The 17737-nt window shown below is 72.9% G+C and carries 13 protein-coding genes; 8 read left to right on the top strand and 5 right to left on the bottom strand.

Going from position 1 to position 17737, the window contains the following annotated elements:
* Positions 1–341: 341 nt before the first annotated feature.
* Entirely contained in the window at positions 342–1463 is a 1122-nt protein-coding gene (locus tag KME66_RS10240; RefSeq protein ID WP_216329201.1) for a threonine synthase, read from the bottom strand.
* 228 nt (positions 1464–1691) lie between these two features.
* Here KME66_RS10240 and KME66_RS10235 point away from each other — a divergent pair, with 228 nt between their 5' ends.
* Positions 1692–3281, top strand: coding sequence for a S8 family peptidase (locus KME66_RS10235; protein ID WP_073215163.1), 1590 nt, complete (start codon positions 1692–1694; stop codon positions 3279–3281).
* Between the two features lie 82 nt (positions 3282–3363).
* Here the strand turns inward: KME66_RS10235 and KME66_RS10230 are convergent, their stop codons facing one another.
* Positions 3364–4791, bottom strand: coding sequence for a glycoside hydrolase family 18 protein (locus KME66_RS10230; RefSeq protein ID WP_216321186.1), 1428 nt, complete (start codon positions 4789–4791; stop codon positions 3364–3366).
* A 298-nt stretch (positions 4792–5089) separates the two neighbouring features.
* Between KME66_RS10230 and KME66_RS10225 the strand changes: the two genes are divergently transcribed.
* From KME66_RS10225 to KME66_RS10205, 5 genes are all read left to right on the top strand, one after another.
* Entirely contained in the window at positions 5090–5842 is a 753-nt protein-coding gene (locus KME66_RS10225) for a GntR family transcriptional regulator (RefSeq protein ID WP_216321183.1), read from the top strand.
* Positions 5843–6137: 295 nt separating this feature from the next.
* A complete protein-coding gene (locus KME66_RS10220) occupies positions 6138–6338 on the top strand; it encodes a hypothetical protein (protein WP_030576480.1) in 201 nt (66 codons plus the stop codon).
* 513 nt (positions 6339–6851) lie between these two features.
* Positions 6852–7256 (top strand): NUDIX domain-containing protein, encoded by a 405-nt coding sequence (locus KME66_RS10215; protein WP_073215158.1) that lies wholly within the window; start codon positions 6852–6854, stop codon positions 7254–7256.
* Between the two features lie 141 nt (positions 7257–7397).
* Complete coding sequence (locus tag KME66_RS10210; RefSeq protein ID WP_216321180.1) at positions 7398–7841, top strand: ATP-binding protein; 444 nt, start codon at positions 7398–7400, stop codon at positions 7839–7841.
* A 214-nt stretch (positions 7842–8055) separates the two neighbouring features.
* A complete protein-coding gene (locus KME66_RS10205; RefSeq protein ID WP_216329199.1) occupies positions 8056–10620 on the top strand; it encodes a SpoIIE family protein phosphatase in 2565 nt (854 codons plus the stop codon).
* A gap of 98 nt (positions 10621–10718) precedes the next feature.
* On the opposite strand, the gene KME66_RS10200 is transcribed toward KME66_RS10205, so the two are convergent.
* Complete coding sequence (locus KME66_RS10200) at positions 10719–11441, bottom strand: PspA/IM30 family protein (RefSeq protein ID WP_216321177.1); 723 nt, start codon at positions 11439–11441, stop codon at positions 10719–10721.
* Between the two features lie 156 nt (positions 11442–11597).
* Positions 11598–13685, bottom strand: coding sequence for a TPM domain-containing protein (locus tag KME66_RS10195; protein ID WP_216329198.1), 2088 nt, complete (start codon positions 13683–13685; stop codon positions 11598–11600).
* A 595-nt stretch (positions 13686–14280) separates the two neighbouring features.
* Here KME66_RS10195 and KME66_RS10190 point away from each other — a divergent pair.
* A complete protein-coding gene (locus tag KME66_RS10190; protein ID WP_216321174.1) occupies positions 14281–15885 on the top strand; it encodes a glycosyltransferase in 1605 nt (534 codons plus the stop codon).
* 8 nt (positions 15886–15893) lie between these two features.
* Positions 15894–17417, top strand: a complete 1524-nt coding sequence (locus KME66_RS10185) for a DUF6056 family protein (RefSeq protein WP_216321170.1) — start codon at positions 15894–15896, stop codon at positions 17415–17417.
* A gap of 6 nt (positions 17418–17423) precedes the next feature.
* Here KME66_RS10185 and KME66_RS10180 read toward each other — a convergent pair whose 3' ends face one another.
* The gene (locus KME66_RS10180; protein ID WP_253208282.1) at positions 17424–17693 is read right to left on the bottom strand and encodes a hypothetical protein; all 270 of its coding nucleotides are present in this window, start codon (positions 17691–17693) and stop codon (positions 17424–17426) included.
* Positions 17694–17737: the final 44 nt, after the last annotated feature.

The following is a 17737-nucleotide window of genomic DNA, read 5'->3' as shown; positions in this document are numbered from 1 at the left end:
CAGATCCGGCCACCGGGGAGGGGCCGGATCCGCTGGGGCGAGGTCACGGGGGAGGGGCCGGCCGCCGGGCCGGGGCCACCGGGGAGGCGGCGTTCGCGACCGGGCCCCGGGCCTGTCGCGCCGCGCGCCGCGCACGGGGAGGTTCCCGGACCTGCCCCGCTCTGCCCTGCCCCGCCGCCCACGGGGAGGTTCCCGGATCCGCGCTGCCCACGGGGAGGCGTCGGCAGCCCACCGGCCGTGAGGAGGCTCCCGGACCCGGGGACCGCCGCCAGGGAGGCTCCCGGACGCCCACCGCGTCCACGGGGAGGCTCCCGGACGCCCACCGCCACCGGGTGGGCCCCCTACCCCGCCATCCCCGTCTTCAGCCCCGCCCCGCACAGCGGCACCACCACGCTGCCCCGCACCGCGTCGCCCCCGTCCCGTACCGCCGCCCAGCAGGCCACGCCCGTCGTCTCGACGTAGAAGCCGCGTGCCGCCAGGTCGCGTTGGGCCTCGCGGATGTCGTCCTCGGGGACCGTCAGGAACGTGCCGCCCGAGGCCCGTACCGCCGCCAGGATCTGGCGTGCGCGGGGCGGGCGGGGGATCGCGATGCCCTCCGCGAGGGTGGGGGCGGGCGTCCAGGCCGGGTCGGCCGGAAGCAGGTCGTCCGCGCCCGCGTGGAAGGCGGCGGCCAGCGGAGAGACCGCCTCCGCCTGGACCGCGACCAGGCGGGGGCGGACCTCGATCAGTCCCAGCGCGTGCAGTTCGGCGACCGCCAGCGCCGCACCCAGCAGCAGGGTGCCGTTGCCGACCGGGACCGCCAGCACGTCCGGGAGCCGGCCGCCGAGGTCCTCCCAGAGCTCGTACACGTACGTCTTCGTCCCGTGCAGGAAGTACGGGTTGAAGACGTGCGAGGCGTAGAAGACCCCCGGCTCGTCCGCCGCCGCGCGGGCCGCCAGCGCGGTCGCCTCCCGGCCGCCGGGGACGGCCACCAGGCTCGCGCCGTGCGCCCGGATCTGCTCGGTCTTCTTCGCCGACGTGCCCTCGGGGACGTACACCGTGCACGGCAGTCCGGCCCGTGCGCAGTACGCCGCGACCGACGTGCCCGCGTTGCCCGTGCTGTCCGCCACCACCCGGTCAGGGCCCAGCCGCCGGGCCAGCTCCGCGAGCATCACCGCGCCCCGGTCCTTGAAGGAGAGCGTCGGCATCAGATAGTCGAGCTTCGCCGAGACGGTGTCCGTGAGCGGGACGAGAGGAGTGCGGCCCTCGCCCAGGGAGATCACCGAGGAGTCGAGCGGCAGGAAATCCTGGTAACGCCACAAGGAATCGATCCGAACGGAAAGCGCGTTCACCCCGGTGCCCCGCGCGGGGGCGAAGTCGAGGTCCCAGGGGCCCCGGCAGACCGGACAGCACCAGGTCAGAGCGGTGATCGCGGATCGCGTCCCATCCACTGGACAGTAATAGAACGTCATGTCCGCCAGCATGTCAGGCATATGGCGGGTGAATGGCGGGCGTAGGGAATCCCTCCAGGCACCCTTGTGAGTTCGCCATGGATCGGTCAATCTTTCGCTGGCAGCAGGGCACGCCGCTCACCGGACGACGCAGAACACGGGGCGTTCCGACGGTTGAGTTGTCATGCTCCTGTCGGGAGTCGCCCATCGGCTCCGGTACCACCCCCCACCAGAGCACCGCCTATGAGGAGGACCCCTCACATGTCAGTGACGCGTCAGACCCCCCAGGCCGGTCGAAGACTCGCCGCGGCGACCGTCATAGCCACCGCAGCCGCCGTCGCCCTCGCCACCGCCGCTCTGCCGGCGACCGCGGCCGAGCGCGCACCCGAAGGCGTGATCCTGAACGCGGACGCTCCGGGAACCATCAGCGACAGCTACATCGTGACGCTGAAGGACTCGGCCGCGAAGTCCGACTCCGCCAAGGGCAAGGCCCTCGCGAAGAAGTACGGCGCGAGCATCGAACGCACCTACCGCGCGGCCCTCAACGGCTACGCGGTCGAGGCCACCGCCGCGGAGGCGAAGAAGTTCGCCGCCGACCCGGCCGTCGCGTCCGTCTCGCAGAACCGCACCTTCACGGTCTCCGCCACCCAGAACAACCCGCCCTCCTGGGGGCTTGACCGGATCGACCAGCGGAACCTCCCGCTGGACCAGCGCTACACCTACCCCGACAAGGCCGGCGAGGGCGTCACCGCCTACGTCATCGACACCGGGGTGCGGATCAGCCACAACGACTTCGGCGGCCGGGCCTTCAACGGCTACGACGCCGTCGACAACGACAACGTCGCCCAGGACGGCCACGGCCACGGCACGCACGTGGCGGGCACCGTCGCGGGCTCCGCCTACGGCGTCGCCAAGAAGGCGAAGATCGTCGGCGTCCGGGTGCTGAACAACCAGGGCTCCGGCACCACCGCGCAGGTCGTCGCGGGCATCGACTGGGTGACGGCCAACGCCCAGAAGCCCGCCGTCGCCAACATGAGCCTCGGCGGTGGCGCGGACTCCGTCCTCGACGCGGCGGTGCAGCGGTCCATCGACTCGGGCATCACGTACGCCGTCGCGGCGGGCAACGAGTCGACCAACGCGAGCACGAAGTCCCCCGCGCGCGTCGCCGACGCCATCACGGTCGGCTCGACGACCAGCTCCGACGCCCGCTCCAGCTTCTCCAACTACGGCTCGGTCGTGGACATCTTCGCGCCCGGTTCCTCGATCACCTCGGCGTGGAACTCCAGCGACAGCGCCACGAACACGATCTCCGGCACGTCGATGGCCAGCCCGCACGTCGCCGGCGCCGCCGCCCTCTACCTCGCCGACAACCCGGGCTCGTCCCCCGCCCAGGTCTCCGCGGGCCTCGTCGCGGCCGCCACCACCGGCGTCGTCGGCAACCCGGGCAGCGGATCGCCGAACCGCCTGCTGTACGTCGGCACCGGCAGCACCAACCCGCCGGACCCGGGCAAGAAGTTCGAGAACACCACGAGCTACCCGATCAACGACCACTCGACCGTCGAGTCGCCGATCACCGTCACGGGTATCTCCGGCAACGCCCCGTCCGCGCTGCAGGTCCCGGTCAACATCTCCCACACGTACATCGGTGACCTGAAGATCGACCTGGTCGCTCCCAACGGCACGGTCTTCAACCTGAAGGCGTTCGGCAGCGGCGGCAGCTCCGACGACGTGGTCACCACGTACACCGTCAACGCCTCCTCCGTCACGGCCAACGGCACCTGGAAGCTCCGGGTCCAGGACAACTGGACGTACGACACCGGCCGGATCAACAGCTGGGGCCTGCACTTCTGATCCCCGCACCACAGCAGAACTGATCCAGTGACGTACGAGGGTGGGGCGGCCGCGGACAGCGGCCGCCCCACCTCCCGTGCCGTCAGCGACGGTTGAGCGCGCGGGCGACCGTCGTGACCAGCTCGGCGTCCTCGGTGTCGCCGTCCAGCGACCAGAACATCGCCCCGCCGAGCCCCTTGTCCCGGACGTAGGCGGCCTTGGTGCGGAGCACCTGCGGGTCGTCGTACGTCCACAGGGTCGTGCCGTCGAACAGCCAGGCGTGGCCGTTCCTCACGTCGCGGTGGACCGTGTACGTCCCCGAAGCGGCCAGCTTCTTGAGGACCTTGTAGTCCTCGTAGCCCGCCGCCCAGGTGGCCGGGGCCGGAGCCGTCGCCGGCTGCCCCAGGCCCGTACCGCCGCCGGTCACGCCGGTCCAGCCCTGGCCGTACGTCGGCATGCCCACCACGATCTTGTGCTTGGGCGCACCGCGGCGCACCCAGTCCCGCACGGTCCGGTCGACGCTGAAGTCGTTCCGCGCGTACAGGGCCGACTGCTGGGCCGTCTTCTTCTCGCCCGAGACGTGGTAGTCGTAGCCCTGGATGTTGACGAAGTCGAAGTCCCTCATCAGGCGCTTCACGTCGAAGCCCGCGTCGATGGCCTTCGGGTTGGCCGGGACGTACGCCGACAGTTCGTAGTGCTTCGGCTTCGGCCTGTGGTGCCCGTGGCCGTGCCCCTTCCCCTTGCTCCCCCTCTCCGCCGCCTCGGTCCCGGCCTTCGCCTCGCTCTTCGCGTAGGCGTCGAGCTGGGTACGGAACTCGTGGATCAGGGCGGTGAAGTTCTTCTTGTCCTCCGGGCGGAAGACCGTGCCCTCGTTGGCCGGAGAGCCGGGCCACTCCCAGTCGACGTCGATGCCGTCGAAGAGGCCGGCCGCCGCGCCGTCGCCGCCGCGTGCACCGTCCTGCGGGAGGTTGCCCTTGATGTACAGGTCGATGCAGGAGGAGACGAGCGCCTTGCGGGAGGCGGCGGTGCGGACCGCGTCGGAGAAGTGGGTGGACCAGCTCCAGCCGCCCAGCGAGATCATCACCTTGAGGCCGGGGTGCTTGGCCTTCAGCTCGCGCAGCTGGTTGAAGTTGCCCGCGAGCGGCTGGGTGTCGGTGTCGGCGACGCCGTCCACCGAGTCGGCCGCGCCGAGCGGACGGGCGTAGTCCGCCCAGGCGTCGGCCTGACCGGGGATGTTGCCGGTGAAGCAGGTGCCCTCGGCGCTCACGTTGCCGAAGGCGTAGTTGATGTGGGTGAGCCTGGCCGCGGCCCCGCTGGTGTCCAGGTCCTTGACCTGGAAATCGCGCCCGTAGACGCCCCACTGGGTGAAGTAGCCGATGTTCTTGTACGCGGGGCGGTGGTGTCCCTTCCCGCGGTCGCCGCCGTCGCTCCGGTCGGGGCCGGTGCCGGCCGTGGCCGCGGGCGCGGCACCTGCCAGCAGGGCCAGGGCGACGCCGGCGATGGTCATTCGGGACAGGTTTCTTCGACGCATGGGGGCTCGTTCCTGTGCGGAAGGGGCGGGGGAGAGCCGTGCTGTGCACAGGGAAGGTATTGGTCTGGACCAAAAATGGTCAAGAGTACGGGAGTTGCGGGACGCGGCGTTGCCCGACGTCGGGTCGCCGGACTTCGCGGCCGCGCGAGCGGGAAGGGTAGGAGGGGGGGGTGAGGGGGCGGGATATGCGTGGACCGGCACAAGATCATCACATTGGGTGAAACCCTGGCCCATGCTTGCGGTAGACAACCCACGGTTGTCAGGCTGTCGCAGACTGTCAACCTGTTGGGAGTGGCCTGTGACTTTCGGTGAGCAGCCCGCCTATCTGCGCGTGGCGAGCGATCTCAGGGAGAAGATCGTCAACGGCGCGCTGCCGCCCCATACCCGCCTGCCGTCGCAGGCCCGCATCCGCGAGGAGTACGGGGTCTCGGACACCGTCGCCCTGGAGGCGCGGAAGGTCCTGATGGCCGAGGGGCTGGTCGAGGGGCGCTCCGGCTCCGGCACCTATGTGCGCGAGCGCCCCGTCCCGCGCATGATCGCCCGCTCCGGCTACCGGCCGGACAAGGGGGCCAGCCCGTTCCGGCAGGAGCAGACGGCCGAGGGCGCGCACGGGACCTGGGAGTCCAGCAGTGAGCAGGAGGGGGCGAGTTCCGAGATCGCCGAGCGGCTCGGCATCGAGCCGGGCGACCGCGTGATGCGCACCCACTACGTCTTCCGGGAGGCAGGTGAACCGATCATGCTCTCCACCTCGTGGGAGCCGCTCGCCGTCACGGGCCGCACCCCCGTGATGCTGCCGGAGGAGGGCCCGTTGGGCGGCTGCGGGGTGGTCGACCGGATGGCCGCGATCGACGTCGTCGTGGACAACGTCGCCGAGGAGGTCGGTGCGCGCCCGGGGCTGGCGGAGGAGCTCCTGGCGCTCGGCGGTGTGCCCGGCCATGTGGTCATCGTCATCGGGCGCACCTACTACGCCTCCGGCCGAGCGGTGGAGACGGCCGACGTGGTCGTTCCGGCGGACCGCTACCGGGTCGCCTATCACCTGCCTGTGAGATGACGCGAGGTGACACCGCGTCGGGGGCGGGCGCCGGTCCGGGGGTCGGGCCGGGTGGGGGCCGCCGGTCGGGGCTGACGGGGCGTGGGTGAGGCGTGAGCCGGGTGTGATCCCGGTGCGGGGAGGGTCGTGAGGGGGCGCATCCTGTGGATGCGCCCCCTTCGCGATGGCCGGATGTGTATCTCTTTGTGTAAAGGCGCCTGCACTGAGTGAAGGTCAGGCGTACGCTCGGGCATATGCGTACTGCGGTTTCCTGGGGATCCTTAGAGACGTGCACGCCGGTGGGAAGAGGGGCGATATGCGGGGGAGCGACACGATGAGCGAGAGCGGCGCCGTGCTCCCTTGGCAGGTGATACGGCAGGACGACGGCGGCAATCGCTACCGCGTGGGCCGGTATGCCACGCAGGCCGAGGCCCAGAAGGTCGCCGACGGTCTCGACGACCGCCATCACCATCAGGTCTACCGGGTCGAGCGCGTCGGTCAGGGAACCGGCCCCTGACCCGCGAGTGAACGGGCAGGTGAACGCACGGCGCCCGGGTGGACGGATGGTCGGACACGCGGGCGGACGGATGGGCGGACCTGCGGGTGGACGGACAGATGGACGCGCGTACGGACGGGTGCGCGGACGGACAGGCGGACGCGCGGGTGGACGGACGGGCTGCCCCGAAGGGCCCCGAGGGCGGTCGCTGTGGCTGCCCCCCGGGGCCCTTTCGGCCTTTCCCGGGGGCTTCGCCTGCCGCGTGCGCCCCCCTGGGGCTCGCCCCGCTCCTGGTTCGCTCGCCCCACCCCGCCGGCCCGCCCCTGTTTCGCCCTGCCCCTGGCTCGGTCTGCTCCGGGCGCTCCTGTCGCGCGCCTCACGGGTTCACGGGTGCACGTGCCTCATGCGCCCCCGCCTCGCCCGCATTCCCTGTGCCGGCGCCCCGGGCGGTAGGGTCCGGCCGGGCCGGGGTGCGGAAGCCTCGGGAGGAACGGCGCCGCGAGCGGGGCGGAGTGATGGAGGAGTGGCGACCAGGTGACGCCGGTGCTGATCGACACGGTGGCGTGGGTGCGGATCGAGGGCGGCAGAATTCTCTGCGCGCGCCCCCGGGGCAAGGACGTCTTCTACATCCCGGGCGGCAAGCGCGAGGGCGCGGAGAGCGATCTGGAGACCCTCCTGCGGGAGGTCGAGGAGGAGTTGACGGTCGGCCTGATCCGGGAGACCGTCGTCCACGCCGGGACGTACGAGGCCCCCGTCGACGACCGGCCCGGCGCCGCCGTCGTACGGATGAGCTGCTACTACGGCGACTATCGCGGCACGCTCGCGGCGAGCAGCGAGATCGAGGAGACGGCGTGGTTCTCCTTCGCCGACCGGGCCCTCGTGCCGCCCGTGGACCAACTGCTCTTCGACGACCTCAGGGCGTCCGGCGCGTTGAGCTGACCCTGCCGCCTGCCGCCCCCGGTCGTGCGTACCGCCGTCTGCACCAAACACCCGGTTGCGCGGTAGCGGGCGATCAATGGTGGGTATGGGCTGTTTAGTCCCCATTTGCACAGGGGGTGCGCCCGCGGTCGTCCCTGGGAAGTGATCGGCGTGATCGATACCGAAGGCGACTGCGCCGAATGGACCTTCACGGCCGAGCCCGGTTCCGTGCGCAGCGCCCGGCACGCCGTCCGGGGCGCGCTGGGCTCCTGGGGGCTCGACGCGGCGGTGGGAGACCTGGCGGTCCTGCTGGTCAGCGAGCTCGTGACCAACTCCCTCCGGTACGCCTCCGGCCCCATCGGCGTACGCCTGGCGCGGACGTACCCGGACGGGGAGCCGCTTCCCGCCGACCGGCCGCCCGCCGCCCCGGGGCTGCTGGTCGAAGTCTCCGATCCGCTTCCGGATCCACCCACCGAACGCAGTGCGGGACCCGACGACGAAGGCGGCCGCGGACTCCAGCTCGTGGCCTGTTCCGCACGTCGCTGGGGGACCCGCCGCGGAAAGAGCGGCAAGACCGTGTGGTTCGAGCTGGCTCTGCCTGGTTAGGAGAGTGGAGGGAAGCACAGCGATCACCAGAGGTCGGGCAGAACCTGGCTGAAAGGGACTGAGACCGTGCTGTGATCGTGAACGCCGTGTCGGTCGGGGCCGTAGTGCTGAATACTGCGGGCAGGACCGGTCCGGTGCGTGAGCTGGAGGGGACGGTCGCGTGAGCGAGATACCTGGGACAACGGGCGACGCCGTCGGCACGGCCGGTGACGTCGTGTGGCAGAACAGCCCGCCCGGCTCGATCTATGACTACATCAGGGTGGCCTCCTTCTCGATCGGCCCCGACGGTCTGATCGAGCAGTGGAGCAGCCGGGCCGCGGGTCTGTTCGGCATGACCGCGGCCGAGGCGATCGGCCGCGACCCGGTGGAGGCGTTCATGCCCGCCGAACTGCGCTCGGACGGCCACCGGCGGGTCGGCGAGATCCTCGACGGCAAGGAGTGGACGGGCCTCGTCCCGTTCCGGATGCCGGGTGAGGGTGGGGCGCACGGCGTCGCCGAGGTCTACGTGATGCCGAGTCTGACGGCGCGGGAGGAGCGGGCCGCGCTCTGCATCGTCGTCGACGTCCGGGCCCTGCGGCGGATCGAGACCGACCTCGCCGCATCCCAAGCCATATTCGGCCAATCTCCCTTCGGGTTCGTGCTGTTCGGTACGGACTTCGCGGTCGTCCGGGCCAACCAGCGCTTCGCCACGGTCTTCGGCGGGGCGGCCGACGACCACCGGGGCCGCACGGTGGAGGACTACCTCCCCCAGGCCGAGGCCGACCGGCTGTCCGCCACCCTGAAACGGGTCCTGGAGACCGGGGAGTCGGTCACCGACCTCCAGCTCGTCGGCACCGCTCCCGGCACCACCGAGCGCCGTCACTGGTCCATGAACCTCTACCGGGTGCACAGCGGGGCCGGCCGCCCCGTCGGCATCGCCGGCCTCGCCACCGACGTCACCCGGCGGCACATCGCCGCCCGCGAGGCCGCCAGTGCCCGCCGCAACCTCGCCCTGCTCAACGAGGCCAGCGCCCGCATCGGCAATTCCCTCGACCTGGAGACCACCGCCCGCGAACTCCTCGACGTCGCCGTGCCCGGCTTCTGCGACGTCGCCGCCGTCGACCTCTACCAGAGCCTGCTCACCGGCGAGGAGGCCGCGCCCGGCAGTTGCGCGCCCGCCCACCGCGAGTCCGCCGGAGGTTCGGCCGAGCTGCGCCGGGTGGCCCACGCCAGCGCCGTCGCCGACGCCCTGCCCACCGCCGTGGCGGGCAGCGGGCCCCCGGGCCCGGACGATCTGCCGCCCGCACTCGGCTCCGTCCACCGCTTCCCGTTCGGCTCGCCCTGCGCCGTCGCGCTGCGCTCCGGCCGGGTCGAGGACGTCCCCGGCGACGAGATGGGCTTCGTGCAGTCGACGCTCGCCGTGCCGATGGTCGCCCACGACACCGTCGTCGGCCTCGTCCAGTTCTCCCGGACGAAGGGCAGCGAGCCGTTCGGCGAGCGCGACCGGGCGCTGGCCACCGAACTGGCCGCCCGCGCCGCCGTCTGCATCGACAACGGCCGCCTCTACCGCCGCGAGCACGAACGCGCCCTGATCCTCCAGCGCAGCCTGCTGCCGCCCGGCGACCCCGAGGCCGCCGGGCTCGACATCGCCTGCCGCTATCTGCCCGGCAACACCGCCACCGAGGTCGGCGGCGACTGGTTCGACGTGATCGAGCTGCCCGGCCACCGCACCGCGCTCGTCGTCGGCGACGTCATGGGGCGCGGCCTGCGCGCCGCCGTCGCCATGGGCGAACTGCGCACCGCCGTGCGGACCCTGGCCCTCCTCGACCTGGAACCCGCCGAAGTGCTCTCCGCCCTCGACGAGGTCGCCCGCGGCCTCGGCTCGCCCGGCGGCGAGCGCAGCGAGGGGCTCGGCGTCAGCGGGGGAGCGCAGTGGCCCTCCCGCGCCGCGCAGAAGTCCCGCGAGGCGGACCTCTCCGAGGTGTACCTCGCGACGTGTGTGTACGCGGTCTACGACCCGGTCACCCGGCGATGCACGTTCGCCAACGCCGGGCACCTGCCCCCGGCCGTCGTCGAGCCCGGCCGGCCCGCCCGGCTCATCGACGTACCCCCGGGCATGCCGCTGGGCGTCGGCGGCGAGCCGTTCGAGGAGGTCGAGGTCGAGCTCGCCGAGAACGCCCTGCTCACCCTCTACACCGACGGCCTGGTCGAGTCCCGGGACCAACCGCTGGACGAGGGGCTGGCGGCGCTGCGCTCCGTGCTCACCGGTCCGCAGATGGAGCTGGAGGACGCCTGCGACTTCGTCCTCTCCACGCTGGACACCCGGCACGGCGAGGACGACATCGCCCTGCTGATGGCCCGCATCCAGGGCCTGCCCGCGGAGGCGGTCGGGGACTGGACGCTGCCCCGCGAACCGCGCTCGGTCGGCCGCGCCCGCGAGCTGGCCCGCGGCCACCTGCTCGCCTGGGACCTGGACGACCTGGTCGACACCACCGAACTCCTCGTCAGCGAGCTGGTCACCAACGCCCTGCGCTACGGCGAGGGCGAGATCCGGCTCCGGCTGTTGCGCGACCGCACCCTGGTCTGCGAGGTCTGGGACGCCGGTCTCGTCCAGCCGCGCCGCCGCCGGGCCCGCGACACCGACGAGGGCGGCCGCGGGCTCCAGCTGGTCGGGCTGCTCAGCGCCGCCTGGGGCTCGCGCCGGACCCCGCGCGGCAAGACCGTCTGGTTCGAACTGGCCCTGCCGGACGGGGAACCGGTTGTCGAACTCTCCGCGGAGCAACTGCTGAGCATGTACTGACGCAGGACGCAGGTGGCGGAGCGGAGGACACAGAGGCGCGGGGCGCAGGGCGCAAGAGGCAGAGGCGGGAAGAGGGAGTCCGGAGAACAGGAGGCCCGTCACGCGGTCGCTGGACCGGACTTCAGAGCCGCCAGCCGCGCCTCCACCTCCGCGCTGTCGCCCAGACGGTCCAGCTGCTCGAACTGGGCGTCCAGCGAGGAGGCGGCCAGCTCCTGCTTGCCCAGGGCCTTCGCCTCCTCGCGCCGCACCTTGTCCTCGAAGCGGCTCAGCTCGCTCGTCGGGTCGAGGACGTCGATGCTCTTCACGGCGTCCATCATCCGGTTCTGCGCCTGGGCGGACTGCGAACGTGCCACCAGTTCGTCGCGCTTGGCCTGGAGTTCGGAGAGCTTGGCCTTCATCCGGCCGAGCCCGGCCTTCAGCTGGTCGACGACCTCCGTCTGCGAGGCGATGACGGGCTCCGCCGTCCTGGCCTCCTGCTCGGACCGGAGCTGACGGCCCAGCGCCACCTTCGCCAGGTTGTCGAACGTGTCCGCCTCCTCCACCGAACCGGCCCCGCGCAGCTCGTCGGCCTTACGGCTGGCCGCCAGCGCCTTGCCGCCCCACTCGGCCGCAGCCGCCACGTCCTCCTGGTGGTCCTGCTCCATCAGCCGGAGGTTGCCGATGGTGGCCGCGACGGCCTGCTCGGCCTCCGCGATGTTGTCGGTGTAGTCCCGGATCAGCTGGTCGAGCATCTTCTGCGGGTCCTCGGCCTGATCGAGGAGGGCGTTGATGTTGGCCTTCGCGAGCTGGGTGACGCGGCCGAGGACGGTCTGCTTGGTCATGGAAGGGCTCCTGGGAAATCGTGCGTCGCCGGTACGGGTGAGCAGTGAGCAGTGAGCAGTGAGCAGTGAAGAGAGACGAGTGAGGAGGGACGAGTGAGAAGAGACGAGTGAGGAGGGACGGTTGAGCAGGGGGAGGGACGTGTCAGGACCGGTCGGTCAGAAGCGGCCGCCACCGCCCCGGCGGCCCCGGGTGCCGCCCCCGCCGAAACTGCCCGGACCGCCGCCGTAGCCACGGTCCGGGCCCCCGCCGAAACCGCCCCCGTGGCCCCCGCCCCCGAACAGCCCGCCGAGGATGATGCCGCCGAGCACCGCCCCGCCCATGCCGCCGCCCCGCGTCCCGCCGGGGCCCTGCACCGAGCCGAAGCCGCGGACGTCCTGCTCGGCCAGCGTCATCGCCTGACCGGCCAGGGCGTCCGCCTGCCGCGCCTCGGCCAGCGCCCCCCGGGCGTCCGTGGCCGACAGCTCCCGGGCCCGCTCCCACCGCCGCTGCGCCTCGGCCAGCCGGGTACGGGCCCGGCTGCCGACCGCGCCCCGGTTGGTCGTGACGAAGTCGGCCGCGGCCCCGATCGCGGACCGGGCGGTGAGCATCGCCTGATCGAGGAGGGACCGGGCCCTCGCCTCGCCCCGCTCCCGGTCCCGGGCCTCCGCCAGTGCCTCGTCCAGCGCCGCGTCCGCCTCCTCCACCCGGCGCAGCGCATCGACCGGGTCGTACGGTCCCGCCGCCATGGCGCCCCGCACATCGGCGAGTACGGCCTGGGCACGGGCGACCCGGCCGCGCAGACCTGCGGTCGACGCCCCCTCGGCGGTCCCTTCCAGCAGCCCGCCCGCTTCCGCGAGGTCGGTCTCCGTCCCGGTCAGCGCGGCGGGCAGCTTCCGTGCGGCCTCGCCGAGCTCCGCCGCCCGCCGGTCCACCGAGTCCAGCAGCGTGCCGGCCTGGCCCACCGCGCCCTCGGCGGCCCGGATGTACACGGCGGCGCGGGAGTTCTCACCGGCCCCGACCGCCGTGCGGGCCTCCGCCACGGCCGATCCGGCGAAGACGAGCCGGTCCTCCGCCTGCCCGACGTCGGCCGCCACGGGTGCGGCGGCGTCCTCCCCGTACCGCTCGCGCAGCACGGCGGCGCCCGACTCGGCCGCTGCGACCCGGCCGGCGAGGTCGCGGTGGGTCGTGTCCACGGTGGCCAGGGCCTGGGGAGCGGTACGTTCCAGGGCGCGCAGCCGGTCGAAGTCCTCGGAGACGGTGTCCAGCCCCTCGTTCGCGGCGGCGCACCGCCGCAGGATCTCGTCCAGCATCCGGCGGCGGGTCGCGTCGTCCTCCGGGAACGCGTCGTCGAGCTGCTGCCGCAACCGGAACGACCGCGTCAGCTCGTCCTTCGCCCGTGCGACCGCCTCCGTGAACGGCTTCGCGGCCTCATCGCCGAACTGGGCGACGGCGAAGCCGAGTTCCTCCTCGCTCGTGCGCACCGCGTCGTCGGTGTCCACGAGCAGCTGCTTCGCCTGCGCGTCGAGCTCCGGCAGCGGTGTCGGCGGCTCCGGCGCACGGCCCGCTCCCGCGCCCCGGCCCCAGCCGGTGGCCGCCGGGGTGGTGCGCCTCCTCGTACGCCGGGTGCGCCGGGCGTACGCGTAGGCCCCGACCGCGCCCACGCCCGCGACCACGGCCAGCGGGAGGACGAAGTCGCGGGCTTCGGCCGAGCCGGAGCCGCCCGCTCCGGGGTCGACGGGGCCCGGGGTGATCGCGGGGGCCGTCACGGGGCGTCCGGCCAGGACGGAGGTGTAGCCGTCGGCCGCGCCGATCGCCGCCCCCGCCCAGTCGTTCTCCCGCAGTGCCGGCTCGATCGCTCTGCTCGCCACGTCGCGCAGCTGGGCATCGGTGAGCCGGGAGTCCACGTCGACGGAGTAGCCGTACTGCCGGTCGCGGGTGGCGACGGAGAGCAGCACGTCGTCCTGGCCCAGGCCGTTGCGGTCGGCGGTCTCGTCGCTCCAGGTCTGTCCGGACCGGCCGGAGAAGTCGCGTACGTACACGACGAAGAGCTGGAGGCGCTGCTCGTCGTACAGCCGGTCGAGGGCGTCCTCCACCTGGCCCGCCCGGTCGCCCAGGGCTCCGACCCGGTCGGTGATCTGCCCGTCCCGGGACAGCTCGACGGGGTCGTCGGCGCGTGCGGGCACGGCGGCGGGGAGCACCAGCCAGCCCAGGGCGAGCAGCGCGGCGAGCGGCACGGCGGACAGCGCGGCGGCTCGGGCGGCCATCCGTGGCGGGCGGGTAGGTGTCACGTTTGTGAGGCTATGTGCGGCTTTTCGCCCCCGCGACCCGGCGTTCCGCCGGTCCTGTCCGTGGCCGGAGGTACGTCCGGAGGCACCCGCCCCCCGGACCACGCCCGTGTCCAGAGGCACCCGCCCCCGGACCACACCCGTGTCCGGAGGTACCCGCCCGCCCCCGCACCGCGCCCGCGTCCGGAGGCACCCGACCCCCGACCACGCTCGCGTTCAGAGAAACCTGTCCGCCCCCGACCACGCCCGTGTCCAGAGGCACCCGCCCCCGGACCACACCCGCGTCCAGAGGTACCCGCCGACCCCGCCCCGGACCACGCCCGCGTCCGGAGGGGCGTTCCACCGGGCCGTGTCCGCCGCGCGTGTGAGCGGTCGTGCCGGTCCGCCTCCGCTGTTCGCATGAAAGGGCGGCGGGAATGCGGTCCCCCCGCGCGTGTACGGAGGGGCGTCGGCCGCCGCCCGTCGTCAGATGGGGCGGACGCGGCGCGCCCCGGGCCCCGGCTCCGGAGGCCGGCGGCGCGCACGCCCGTCGGGGGACCGGCCCCACGAGAGGCCCGAAGTCCGGAGGTGTCGAGTGACTGGCCTTCAGCTGTCGGTCGTCGTGCCGTGCTTCGACGAGGCCGAGGTCATCGAGTCCTTCCACGCGGCTCTGCTCGGCGTCCTGGACCCCCTCGGGGGCAGCTTCGAGATCTGTTACGTCGACGACGGCAGCCGGGACCGCACCCGCCTGCTGCTGAACGCCATCGCCGCCCGCGACCCCCGGGCCCGCTACACCGCCTTCAGCCGCAACTTCGGCAAGGAGGCCGCCATGCTCGCGGGCCTCCGCATGTCGCGCGGGGCGGCCGTGGTGATCATGGACGCAGACCTCCAGCACCCGCCCGAGCTGATCCCCCGCATGCTGGAACTGCACCGGCACGGCTACGACCAGGTCATCCCGCGCCGCGACCGCACGGGCGAGGGCATGATCCGCAGCACCCTCAGCCACGCCTATTACGCCCTCGTGCGCCGCTGCATGGACGTGGAGCTGATCGACGGCTCGGGAGACTTCCGGCTGCTGTCGCGGCGGGCGGTGGAGAGCGTCCTGTCCCTCCCCGAGAGCAACCGCTTCTCCAAGGGGATCTTCTCCTGGATCGGCTTCGACACGGTCACCTTCCGCTACCGCAACAGCGAGCGGGTGGCGGGCCGGTCGAAGTGGGGCAGCAGGCGACTGCTGAACTACGGCATCGACGGCCTGCTGTCCTTCAACAACCGGCCGTTGCGTCTCGCGATCTACACCGGCTTCTGGGTCTTCGTCTCGGCGCTGGCCTACGCCTTGTGGACCGTCGTGCGCGTCGTCCTGCACGGCGTGGACACCCCCGGTTTCGCCACGTTGCTCACCGCTGTCGTCGCCCTCAGCGGCATCCAGCTCGTGACGCTCGGGGTCATCGGGGAGTACGTGGGCCGGATCTACCACGAGGCGAAGCACCGCCCGCCGTATGTGGTCCGGGAAACGGACGCGAGCTGCCGGGCGGCGCTGCCGGACGGTGGGCCGTCGCGCCCGCAGCTGACCGGAGGAGGCCCGGTCGAAGCCGCCACGGCCCCGGCCGCCCCGAGCTCCGCCACCGCCTCAGCCGCCCCGAGCTCCGCCCCGGCCGCCCCGAGCTCCGCCACCGCCTCAGCCGCCCCGAGCTCCGTCCCGGCCGCGGCGACCGGGGCCCCGGGCCGGTCCCGTACCGTCCGCCAGTTCGGCAGCTTCGTCCTCATCGGCTGCGTGAACACCGCCGTCTACCTCGGCGTCTACGCCTCCCTGAACCGCTGGATCCCCTACCTGACCGCCCACGTCATCGGCTACGCGGTCAGCATCGTGTGCTCGTTCCTGCTCAACTCCTACGTCACCTGCCGGACGCGGCCGACCTGGCACGCGTTCGTCCGCTATCCCCTCTCCAGTCTCGTCAACCTGGTGGCGTCCGGGGCGCTGCTCTACGGAGCGGTCAGCGGTCTCGGCATGGACAAGAACCTCGCCGCGCTGGCGGCCGGTGTGCTCGTCACGCCCGTCTCGTTCCTGCTCGCGCGGTGGGCGATCACCTCGGGCCAGGCCAGATCGGCCTCCGTACCGGAGGCCGTGGAGGTTCCCGCCGAACCGCAGCCCGTCCGCCCGTCGCCCGCACCGCTGCCGACCCACTCGCGCCAGGACCGGTGAGGCCCGCGATGTCCGACGACGCTCCCGTGACCGCCGACGTCGCCGCCCCGGAGAACCCGCGGGGCGAGGACGCGACGGCGGCGGTACGTGCCGGGCGGCAGCGCTCCCACCACCCCTGGACTGCCCTCTGGGTGAGCGCCCTCGCGCTGCCGCCGCTCGCCCTGCTCGCCGCCGCGTCCTGGTTCGGGCGGTGGGTGAGGCCCGGCGCCGACGACTGGTGCTTCCTGCCGCGCGTACGGGACGACGGCATCAGCGGTCTCGTCGGGCAGTTCTACCTCGACGACAACGGGCGGGTCGCCAACGCACTCCTGGTCGGCGCGTACGCGAAGTTCCAGGTCGCCGGACACCAGTGGTACCCCCTGGTCAGCGGGGTCCTGGTGCTCGCGGTCCTGTGGGCCGTGGCCGTCCTGGCGCTGCGCCGGGCCGGGCTGCGCACCCCGCGCGGGATGCCGCTGCTCCTCGCGGCCATGACCACAGCGCTCTTCCTGTTCGTCACCCCGAACACGTACAAGACGTTCTACTGGCCCGCCGCCTCCGTATCGCACACGCTGCCGCCCGTCCTGGCCTGCGCCGGGCTGATCCCGCTCCTGCTCGCCCGCACCCGGCGGGGGCGGGGCCTCGCGATCGGCGTCGCGGTGCTGCTGGCCGCCTTCCTCGCCACGCTCTCCGAGGAGACGGCGATCGTCGTGGTGATGGTGCTGCTGGCCGTCCTCCTCGTCTCCGGCCGGGTCGTCCCCGCCGCCGACCGGGGGTTCGTCCGCCTGTGGTGCGCCGGAGGCATCGCCGGGACGGCGGCGGGGGCCCTGGTCCTCATCACCTCGCCCGGCTCCACGAACCGCAGGGACCGCTTCGGGGCGGAGTCCACGTCCCTGCTCGCTCCCGACTCCCTCGCCGCGTCGCTGCGCGCGTTCGCCGAGATCACCGTCACCGTGGCCACGACCTGGCAGTACGCGGGCGCGGTCGCGGTGGGCGCCCTGCTGGGGCTGCTGGGCCGGCGGGCGGACGGGACGCCGCCCCGCCCGCCGACGCACTGGCCGCTGCTCACCGCCGCCGGGTTGGTCACGCTCCTGGTGTCCGGCTACCTCTGCACGGTCATCGCCTACCCGGTGTTCCAGGACCGGGTGAGTGACGTGAGCGCCAACCGGCTCTGGAACGACTACCTCCTGCTGTACGTGATTCTCCTCCTCGGGTTGGGCGCGCTGCTGGGCCTGGCTGTCCGCCGGTACGCCCACCGCACCGCCCCGGCGAAGGCGGTGTACGCCGTGCTCTGCGTCCTGGTCTGCGCCGGCCCGGCCGTCGCCCTGACCGACCTGGACACCGCGCTGCGGGCCCGCGCCGAGAAGTGGGACGCCCAGGACCGTCGCCTGCGCGAGGGGGCGGCGGCCGGGGAACGGGTCATGCCGTACGAGCGCCTGGTGATCAGCCAGATGCTGGAACCCTTCAGCAAGGGCGGGGAGCAGTACTGGCCCGGCGGCTGTGTCGCCGACCTCTACCACCTCGACCGGGTCACGGACGGGGCCAGGGGGCGCTGAGAGGCGTCAGCCGAAGTCGTCGCGGATCCGCTCGGGCTCCGGGGCGGCGGCGATCAGGGTGCCGTATCCGGCCGAAGGTCCCGTCCGGGCGGCGAACCTGCGCCAGACCCGGCCCGCGACCTCTTTCGGTTCCTGAAGTTCCCAGCCCAGCGGGGAGGTTGCCCGCTCGACGTCGGACAGGCTCCGGGAGCCGAAGTGCATCGATGCGACCTCTCTCACGAACGTGCGGAACATCTCGTCGCCGAGCCGGTTGCCGCGAGGGATCATGTTCTCCATGCGCCGGACAGCAACGGTCCGGTACGACAGGGCCGACGCCGGTG

The sequence above is a fragment of the Streptomyces sp. YPW6 genome, from assembly GCF_018866325.1.
Classification (GTDB): domain Bacteria; phylum Actinomycetota; class Actinomycetes; order Streptomycetales; family Streptomycetaceae; genus Streptomyces.
The sequence above is the reverse complement of the archived record's forward strand: the minus strand, read 5'-3'. Positions and strand labels throughout refer to the sequence as shown.

What these genes read in the sequence shown, in the direction of transcription:
- KME66_RS10180 (WP_253208282.1), bottom strand. Translation starts at nt 17,693, where the DNA reads ATGGAGAACATGATCCCTCGCGGCAACCGGCTCGGCGACGAGATGTTC.
- KME66_RS10185 (WP_216321170.1), top strand. Translation starts at nt 15,894, where the DNA reads ATGTCCGACGACGCTCCCGTGACCGCCGACGTCGCCGCCCCGGAGAAC.
- KME66_RS10235 (WP_073215163.1), top strand. Translation starts at nt 1,692, where the DNA reads ATGTCAGTGACGCGTCAGACCCCCCAGGCCGGTCGAAGACTCGCCGCG.
- KME66_RS10240 (WP_216329201.1), bottom strand. Translation starts at nt 1,463, where the DNA reads ATGCTGGCGGACATGACGTTCTATTACTGTCCAGTGGATGGGACGCGA.
- KME66_RS10195 (WP_216329198.1), bottom strand. Translation starts at nt 13,685, where the DNA reads ATGGCCGCCCGAGCCGCCGCGCTGTCCGCCGTGCCGCTCGCCGCGCTG.
- KME66_RS10220 (WP_030576480.1), top strand. Translation starts at nt 6,138, where the DNA reads ATGCGGGGGAGCGACACGATGAGCGAGAGCGGCGCCGTGCTCCCTTGG.
- KME66_RS10200 (WP_216321177.1), bottom strand. Translation starts at nt 11,441, where the DNA reads ATGACCAAGCAGACCGTCCTCGGCCGCGTCACCCAGCTCGCGAAGGCC.
- KME66_RS10230 (WP_216321186.1), bottom strand. Translation starts at nt 4,791, where the DNA reads ATGCGTCGAAGAAACCTGTCCCGAATGACCATCGCCGGCGTCGCCCTG.